This is a genomic window from Patescibacteria group bacterium, from assembly GCA_018897295.1.
In the GTDB taxonomy this organism is placed as follows: domain Bacteria; phylum Patescibacteriota; class Minisyncoccia; order RBG-13-40-8-A; family RBG-13-40-8-A; genus JAHILA01.
In genome coordinates this window covers 1-2,001 of the sequence record JAHILA010000026.1, presented here as the reverse complement: position 1 = coordinate 2,001, position 2,001 = coordinate 1, and the positions used below count along the sequence as shown (strand labels likewise).

Genomic DNA, 2,001 nt, shown 5'->3' with positions numbered 1-2,001 from the left:
TGTTCCCATGTTCCATTATTGGTGCAGTCAAATTGATATATAATATTACCTGTGGCTGTGCCTGAAACATCGGCATCTAAATCTACGTCATATAAAGGAGCTGTGCCTGAACTAGGATAAGCTGTTAGATTGACAGAGAGATTTGGAGCAACGCAGTCAACAACTGTAATGTATAAATCATCCGACCTAAAAGTCTGCTCCCGATCTTCGCCAGCATAACCTTTTACAGTAAAAATAAAATTCGTAGTGATATAAGCAGTGCGATTAATAGAGCCATTTTGACCCACAGTCAAAGTTTCTCCGCCTTTGTGTTCATTCGTCGCGCCAGCATATAAAATATTATTATTACTATCGCTGGACGACCAAGCAATATTTAAATTCTCGCCTTTGCAAACAGTCATTGTCTGACTGGTTGTAATAGTAGAATTAGTTGTTTGGCCTTGTGGTTTAGCAGTAAGAGTAAAAGAATCAAGAGACGGCCTTTGGCCCCTGGCCTGTACTTCTCCTTCCCAATAAACTTCGTCACCAATAACACTACCTCCGCCTGCTTGTATGTGTAGCCAAACATATCCGGCTCCAGATGGAAGGTCATCCATATTAATAAACCCAGCTGGCTGGGTAATGCCAATACTATTGGCATTGCTCCAATCTTCTGCGCATTGAATAAAATCAGTTGAACTGGCAACCTCGCTCGAATTACTCATGCTTTTTATCAGAACAATAGCCATCATACACTGGTCATAATCATCAAAATGATTTTCTGAACAGCCCATACCAAGATCATCCATTGAAGTTGTTACAACTGTTGCATCAATAATTTTCCATTTTACTGGGTTGCATACATAAGTATTAACAGGTTCTTGAAGTATACAAGCGTCCTGATTACACACCAGCGTAAAAGATGGATCTTTAGCAAACTTTGCCACGCATACTTGTTCATTGGTAATAAATTCAAAATATTTTATCCGTTCCCTATCTGAACCATCAGCTACTTTGTCGCAAGAAATTCCAATATTTTTATATTGGTCATCATAGGCAAGAATAGGCGACAAAAATGCTCTTTTTATTTGCTGAAGAAAATTATTAATCGGCGAAAAAGAAGAAATAATTTTTTGCTCGGTTCCTAAGGGTATGGTCATATTCATTGTTTTTGCCTGCGCAAAACCGAAAATCATAAAAAGACCAATAAACACTATTGAGAAAATGATGATTTTTTTCATAATAAATTATTAATTTTATTAAAATTGTTAATCTTATCTTTATTATAACAAATATAAAAGACAAAGCAAATAAAAAAAGGGGGTATATTTCACAATACCCCCCGCCATGCTTCTCATGGTTTTCGTGGCTACAGCGACCTCATTGTCACTGTTTTAGGAAACGCCGGGGATGTATAACCCAAAAACTGAATAGTCAGTTTTACGGTTACGGTTATTTCCCCTTTAAAATTGTATCCTTGGGGACGTTCAATCCCTGGCCAGATATTCTCTGTTGCTTCTTCTCCATTAGTTGAACGGAGATGAATTCCAATGGTTTCTACTCGCCCATCTCCCCAATCAATGGTTAAATCTCCGTATTGATAACCAGGGGTCTTGTTAACAAACCTTAAGGTAAGGTTTGTTAGATACAACTCCGATCCAGTTCCGTCTGGTTCCCACCGCGCGTCCACGCTCACGACATCAGCAAAGTTTTTCACATCGCTATTGTCATTGGTCTTGCACCCCGGCGTCAGCAGCACTAAAATCACCAGAATCGCCACCGCCACCACAAAAATCACAAACATTTTTTTAAGGTTCTTCTTCATCTTCCACCTCCTATGTTTATATTCTACTCCCAATTTATTGTTTTGTCAAGGACTAAGGTAATGTATACACACATATTGCACTTTCCTGTTAATCTGGGAGCATATGAAAACTATGCCCAAATCAACCAAAGAAGAAAAGTTTAGATGGATTAAACCAATCTTGGATGAAGAAATATCAATCAAGAACATGACCAAAG

Annotated in this window: 2 protein-coding genes; both read right to left on the bottom strand. The window is 38.3% G+C overall.

What is annotated here, in order from left to right; translation table 11 throughout:
- A partial coding sequence (locus KKI21_03450) for a hypothetical protein (GenBank protein MBU4285255.1) occupies nt 1-1,220 on the bottom strand: 1,220 nt, incomplete at its 3' end.
- A 128-nt stretch (nt 1,221-1,348) separates the two neighbouring features.
- Nucleotides 1,349-1,804 carry a hypothetical protein gene (locus tag KKI21_03445; GenBank protein ID MBU4285254.1) on the bottom strand — a complete coding sequence of 152 codons (456 nt, stop codon included), beginning with the start codon at nt 1,802-1,804 and terminating at the stop codon, nt 1,349-1,351.
- Between the last annotated feature and the right edge of the window lie 197 nt (nt 1,805-2,001).